Origin of the sequence: Paenibacillus glycinis (genome assembly GCF_009909185.1) — a bacterium.
In the GTDB taxonomy this organism is placed as follows: domain Bacteria; phylum Bacillota; class Bacilli; order Paenibacillales; family Paenibacillaceae; genus Paenibacillus_Z; species Paenibacillus_Z glycinis.
On record NZ_JAAAMV010000044.1, the window covers coordinates 1 to 6,318 of the forward strand.

Annotated in this window: 7 protein-coding genes; 1 reads left to right on the forward strand and 6 read right to left on the reverse strand. The window is 42.0% G+C overall.

Going from position 1 to position 6,318, the window contains the following annotated elements:
- Positions 1–223, forward strand: a 223-nt coding sequence (locus GT019_RS32240) for a hypothetical protein (protein WP_235949633.1), incomplete at its 5' end; no start/stop codon positions are given.
- A 252-nt stretch (positions 224–475) separates the two neighbouring features.
- Here GT019_RS32240 and GT019_RS31405 read toward each other — a convergent pair.
- The 6 genes from GT019_RS31405 to GT019_RS31430 all read right to left on the reverse strand — a co-directional run bounded on the left by GT019_RS31405 (position 476) and on the right by GT019_RS31430 (position 6,162).
- Positions 476–988: a hypothetical protein gene (locus GT019_RS31405; RefSeq protein ID WP_161747386.1), complete on the reverse strand. Its 513-nt coding sequence runs from the start codon at positions 986–988 to the stop codon at positions 476–478.
- Positions 989–1,186: 198 nt separating this feature from the next.
- A complete protein-coding gene (gene ltrA / locus GT019_RS31410) occupies positions 1,187–2,566 on the reverse strand; it encodes a group II intron reverse transcriptase/maturase (protein ID WP_161747387.1) in 1,380 nt (459 codons plus the stop codon).
- A 609-nt stretch (positions 2,567–3,175) separates the two neighbouring features.
- Entirely contained in the window at positions 3,176–3,958 is a 783-nt protein-coding gene (locus GT019_RS31415; protein ID WP_161747388.1) for an alpha/beta hydrolase family protein, read from the reverse strand.
- A 145-nt stretch (positions 3,959–4,103) separates the two neighbouring features.
- Positions 4,104–4,679: a hypothetical protein gene (locus GT019_RS31420; RefSeq protein WP_161747389.1), complete on the reverse strand. Its 576-nt coding sequence runs from the start codon at positions 4,677–4,679 to the stop codon at positions 4,104–4,106.
- Between the two features lie 224 nt (positions 4,680–4,903).
- The gene (locus tag GT019_RS31425) at positions 4,904–5,710 is read right to left on the reverse strand and encodes a copper amine oxidase N-terminal domain-containing protein (protein ID WP_161747390.1); all 807 of its coding nucleotides are present in this window, start codon (positions 5,708–5,710) and stop codon (positions 4,904–4,906) included.
- Positions 5,711–5,907: 197 nt separating this feature from the next.
- The gene (locus GT019_RS31430) at positions 5,908–6,162 is read right to left on the reverse strand and encodes a hypothetical protein (RefSeq protein ID WP_161747391.1); all 255 of its coding nucleotides are present in this window, start codon (positions 6,160–6,162) and stop codon (positions 5,908–5,910) included.
- Between the last annotated feature and the right edge of the window lie 156 nt (positions 6,163–6,318).

A 6,318-nucleotide genomic window follows, 5' to 3' on the forward strand; every position in this document is an offset into this window, starting at 1 on the left:
CAAACCCATCATACCGAGGCGCTCCTTTTTTGACAAAGGTGATTTCTTAGCCTTAACAGGAATGTTTTACTTCAATGAAAAAGAGGAGCGGTTGCCGCGGCAACTGCTCCAAGTATCGTTGAACTATTGTTCCCATATAGTTCAATCATGGCTCATTCTTATTTTGCTTTTGATTATTAATTATAGCATCAAGCCTTTCAATGATACGTTTATCATTCTCTAAATGATTCTTCAACATGCCATCGATTCTGAGTACACCTAATACGAGAACCACACCTATACAATAAACAAAAATGTCCATATAATCCCTCCATTTCAGTTAGCGCAGCTGCCGCGTGGTAGCCCTTCGAATTGTGCTATCGTCTCCAGTTAGCAGAACGACCTCTCCCGTTAAAAGGCTGGAAGCAGGCATAGCTTTTAAACATTTTATTGTTGTTTATTTGATAGGAGCTTGACAACTGCAATACCCTTTTGATTAATATTTATCAAGTGACCACCCTGCAACAAAACAGATTTCATCCGAGATTCCAAAGGCATCCTGTGATAAGTTTCCTTGATTAAATGCAATAACCTTGAGATTAGTTAACAGATGGTTAATTTCTTCAGGATAAAGCATAGTTAAATCTCTTTTTACGGAATTCATATACCTCTCGTTCTGAGTTTCATCTTTACTATATTTACTATTAAAATATCCAGGTATCCAAATATCGGCAATAGGTTTAAGCAGCTCCTCCACAGTATCTCCATTAAACTGGTCGTCTTTCCAACCTTCATAGTAAGAAATGATTTTTTTCGTTACGGCAACAAACGCCTCTTCAAGTGTATTGAATGTATTCGGGCAAGACACCAACGTGAATTTCTCTATTTCCCTATCCCTTGATATCTTAGTTTCCAATAAGTTGAACTTAATCTTAGTTAGATCTGTACCCACCCAAATCTCAGTAAAATGTTGTGTATTTTTTAATATTTCTTTGAGCTCAGGCAGCATAGTGACCCTCCTTATTACCTTGCTGGTTTAAAAATATAAAATACCATTTCCATCGTCACTGTTCAACGGAATAATTTAATTAACTTGCCCAATTTAATACCTGATTCTCAAAACACTATTTTGCATGAATCGCATGGCGACCGCATTTTTGTTCTAAGCTAAGTAGAGTAAAGGACTGAGAATCCCAGCCCCTCCTCATCAAACCGTACGTGCAGTTTTCCCGCATACGGCTTTCCGACGTTCTTCATCTAGGGCAGTACGGTTTTTCCATATGCATATTGTTTTCAGTTCTGTACGTTGAAGCATTAAGTGCATCTCTGACCAATTCTGCTTGCGCTTTCTGTGTTTGTTATTCCAGAAAATCCTAAGTCTCCTAAGGACGTACCAGTCAATCTTGGCAAGGAATCGGTTTGCCATTCCTCGATCCACATCCAGATGCGCGTAGTAATTGCGCCATCCTTGGATCATGGGATTGAGCAGCTCGACCATCAATTTGAGCGACCATTGCAGCCGCCCTCTTGATGCCGTTTCTTCCTTCACACGAGTGCGCATCTTCTTCATTGCTTTCTTCGATGGAAAGCTTCGCAGTCGATACTTTGTCCCGGTTTTATGGAGATAAGGCATCTTCCGATGATGAAAGCCAAGGAAGTCGAACCCGTCCTGGTTCTTCCACAAACACACTAGCTTAGATTTGGACGTGTTCATGGTCAATTCCAGTTTCCCAAAGATCGCCTTAAGGACCTGAATCGCCTCGAGCGCCTGCGGTTTGTATCGGCACAGAATGACAAGATCGTCGGCATACCTTACTAGCTTTCCGATATGGGAAAACCGTTTTTCCCATATCGTATCGAGGTAGTTGAGATAGATGTTGGCCAGAAGCGGAGAGATTACGCCGCCTTGTGGGCTGCCGATCTCCGTTTTGTGCCATACACCATCCTTCATTACACCTGCTTCAAGCCACTGTCTAATTAACTTCAGAATGCGCCTGTCGCAGATCCGTTCTTCGACCAGTTTCATCAGCTTGCTGTGGGAGATATTATCGAAGTAGCCTGAAATATCTACGTCGACCACCCAGTTAACGATACCCCAATTGATGCTTTTTCGGATGCTCTTACTAGCCTGATGAGCCGACCGCTTGGGGCGAAATTCGTACGAGCAATCTTTGAAATCTGCTTCGAATATGCCCTCGATTACTAATTTTGTTGCCATCTGAATCGTCCGGTCACGGACGGTTGGAATACCCAAGGGACGCGTCTTTCCGTCCGGCTTCGGAATCTCTTTCCGCTTGACCGGAGATGGTCGGTATTCACCATTCATCAGTTGGTGCCTGATCTCTTCAATGAAGGATTCTTCGCCAACCTCTCGAACGATAAATGCGATCGTTTGTCCATCGACGCCGGCACTGCCGCGATTGGTTTTCACTCTTGCCCAAGCTTCTTGCAGGATATCTTTTCGGAACACTTTGTCGTACAGGGCATGAAACTTACGCTTGGGATTTACCTTAGCCGCAAGATAGAGGGTATTTTGGAGTTGTCGAGCGTTTTCATTGGTGGCGTTAGCCGTGTATTCGGCATTCACTTGCTCTTACCTCCTTGATATCCCGTGAACGAAGTGGGGTATTGCCTTTCGACGCCCTTCCCTCCCCGGGGTTATGTTGTCCGCCGGATCATTGGTACTATGGCCCCCTCCGACTCCCTTCCCGCAGCTCACCATTTCACCTTTAGGGCTTATAGGATTGCTCGTTACGAAAAAAAAACTTCGTACGAGGGAGGGTCTCCCTAGTTCCAGACACAACTGTCTCTACATGCCGATCCCTTTACACCGGAGGGTTCTTCTGCGCTGCATTCCAAGATCTTCGCGCCTTCCATGGCCTTCGCCGGGGCAGTCGTGGCTCGGCTCCCTCTTGTCCCTTTCGGGTTCAGTTTCACGATGCGGTAGGATTCATTTTCATTACGGCCTGCAGATTTGCTTCATCGCTTAGAGCGCGACTTTTCGCAGGGTTTCAGCCGCCGGATTTCGCCGACGTCTGCCTGCTAGCTACGAGGCGGCTTGGTCCCTACCCCGACTGAACTTACATCAGTAAGTTGTGCCTAGCTTAACTAGGCGCGCACTGCCCGTTACTTCAAAGCAAACGGCAGCTGATCGTTTGACCGGCTACCGCATATCGTGTTTGAACTATAGTTCTCGTTAGCTTAACATCCAATTCGTCCAAAAATCCCAAGTCTTAGATCGCAATCCTTTACCATGACCGATATCTTCTACCAGAATAAGTTGAGCTTGTGTATCCTCACTGGCTTCATGTAATGTGTTATAAAACCGCTCCGTGTGATAATAACGAATTGTTTCATCATCTTTACCATGTATTAAAAGCATCCTGCGATTGATAAGTTGATCTACGTAGGAAGGTGGATTCAATGGAGACCGCCCACTTAAGAAATCGCTCCATTCATTCTCATCTATTTCTCGAAACACATTTTCATGGCACCGCATAAGATAAGGCAGTAACGTATTTAAATCGCTTTCGGGTTGAGTTATGTCTGCGTTCTGTTTCGCAGGTTCAAGCAGTGGACAGAACAAAACAGCAGCATCTGCCAAGTCTGTCAATCCAAATGCGCATGCCGCCACCCCGCCACCATAACTGCTCCCCGCCAATATAAGACGATTTGTTGACCACTGCACTTCCATCTCCGTTGCCAAATCGAGAGTTTTGCCCCTCGAAAGCAGTTCTAAGCCCCGAATAGCACCTTGAATCGAACTTATCGGACCAAACTTTCCATAGCTTTGCCAACTTCCTGGATACCTTGTCTGTAAAACAGTAAATCCTGCATTTGATAAAGGAATAGACATATCTTCTGTTATAGGTGTATTAGGCAGGCCTGGACACCATACAATTCCTACTCCGTTGTCTTTATCCGGATCGGGCAAGAACAAGTCGCCAAGAATATCTCCATTTCGTACGAAGGCGTGCATGTCATATCACCTCAAAAGGAATGTTCTTTCTTTTATCTATTCTATTTGACATTAAAGTATCCTGACCGTTACTTCAATGGGAAACGGCAGCCGGCTGCCGTTACGTTTTCATTCAACTTGGTTGAACCAAAAATCTCTATTGGACTTAAACTTTAATTACATTTTTGTAAATACCTTCGTTTTTCTCGAGAGATTCAACCGAAATCCATGCATAATTGGAAATACCAAGCTTCTTAGCAATCAGATAAGCGCAAGGGCTCTCCATAGCAATCATAGCTTCGCGATCTTTCGTAAATAGCGCTTCTAAGTCAGACACATCATTACCAGCCTCTTCGACTAGTTTTTTAATAACATCCAGGTCAAAAATGTCGCCGGAAGTAGCAGTTATGTCCCTTTCACCTAACATCTCAGCCAACTCCTCTTCAGTAAAATCAAAGTCCTCAATACTATCCCAGGAACAATCAAATTTAAAGATAGGAACAGACTGCTTGAAAATGGATAAACTCCAACCGTGGTCTTCAGCGTACACGTAATGGACAAGCAAATCTTTATTGGCTTCAACAATGGAGTCTGATGGGCTAAATATATCACCCAAGATTACAAACGTAGTCCACCGATTGTTATCTTCAAATAAATAACCCCGTTGACCTGCAAACTTGATGAGTTCAACTGCGTTTTCATTCTTACCCAATAAATGATAGCTTTGACTAAATTCGCTCATTTCTTTGCTCCTCAAAATATTAATGGTTTCAGAGAATAAATAGATAATTGATTACTCAATAATAATTGAAGGTGTCTATCTTCTCAAAATATAATCGCACTCAATGACCTAAATATAGGGGGACTAAATTGCCCGTTAACGTACCGGGAGCTTCGTCATAGTTATTTAAACTATCGTTCCCAGTTACTTCAATGAAGAATGCTAATCCATAAATAACACGCAACCTATTCCTGAATTCTAGGGAAGTAAAAAACGTAATCGACTTCACTAGTGTTTTTGTTATTTGTCGGGTATCGCTGCTCCATGATTTCGCCTTTTCCAACCTTTAAATCCTCAGTAACATCACTTAAAACTTGTTGTATCTCATTGTTTGAAACTACCCACACGCCGCTTTTAACATCTTTAAAGTTAATTTTCTCTCCCAAGATGTTTCTCGACTTTATATGTATTTCGACTTGCTGTTTGTTCTTATCAAAAGTAAGGGCTGTTGGGAACACACCATAATTCTTGTATTGTTCTTGATCATTACTTCTCATTTCATTGATTTCTTTCAGCACTCCTTGCTCCAGAAATCGACCATCTTCAATTGTGATCGTTTTCTCCGTTCCATACCCCATGTCTAGGATGGATGTACGAATCTGAAATGCGTCTGCAACAGACTTGAGCGGCAAAAAGAAACTGTTATTTTTTAACACGGGTACCGTATCTAGTTTGAATTTTTGGCCATTTACTTCAATAATTTTAGAATTTGCTGTTAACTTTAGCGAACGATTACCTTCCATGATTGTCGCCGTTTTACTAGCCACTTCATAGGTCGCTGTTGCTCCAAACAACTTCGAGAATGTTCGCATAGGCACCATCATGCGATTATTATCATCGATGTATGGTGCTAGGGGTGCGCTAGAAAGTAAGTAATAACCATCAATATTTAAGAATGTTGAGCTCGCACTTGCTTCTGATACGTTTGGATTGAAGGCTAAAACGATTGACAGGAAAACCACGGCTACTAGAAGATTTTTAGTGTATGCCATCTAGTTTCACTCCTTTAATAAATTGAAAATTTTCCCTTCCCATATAATAGACGTATCCGTGTGGTTCATTGTTGCGTCGCGCAAAATAGCACATTTTTATAGTTATGGAAGTATCCTGCCCGTTACTTCAATGAACGCAGCTGACCATTAAGCCAACTGCCATCGTGTAATGTTGCCCGTTATTTTAAGACCCCCACTTACTCTCCATTAATACTAACTTCAAAACAAATAAATCCATCGGGCTTAATTAGGTAATTTAAATAAAAAGAGTCGTCTGAAAACTCATTGTGATAAAACGTTATTGAAAACTTATCTTGTGCAATATGGGCATAAGCAAAGTGATATTCAGACAAACGAATATCATTTTTTTTCGCTTCTTCTTGAACATCCGAATAAATACCTGAAAACTTTTGCTCTAACAATTCCAATTCTTCAATAACTTCGAGTGCCATTTACTTCCTCCCTATTCTCTCTTTTTCTTAAGAATATCCTTCTAGTTTGCATTTGTAAAATTAGTTAAAATCTGCTCAACTAAACTGCCCGTCCCTCGGTTTTAAGGGTTTATCTCACATATACTCACTCATTCGCAGGATTTCATCACCTTGAAA

Coding starts and splice junctions, on each gene's coding strand:
- GT019_RS31405 (WP_161747386.1), bottom strand. CDS start 988: ATGCTGCCTGAGCTCAAAGAAATATTAAAAAATACACAACATTTTACT.
- GT019_RS31415 (WP_161747388.1), bottom strand. CDS start 3,958: ATGCACGCCTTCGTACGAAATGGAGATATTCTTGGCGACTTGTTCTTG.
- GT019_RS31420 (WP_161747389.1), bottom strand. CDS start 4,679: ATGAGCGAATTTAGTCAAAGCTATCATTTATTGGGTAAGAATGAAAAC.
- GT019_RS31425 (WP_161747390.1), bottom strand. CDS start 5,710: ATGGCATACACTAAAAATCTTCTAGTAGCCGTGGTTTTCCTGTCAATC.
- GT019_RS31430 (WP_161747391.1), bottom strand. CDS start 6,162: ATGGCACTCGAAGTTATTGAAGAATTGGAATTGTTAGAGCAAAAGTTT.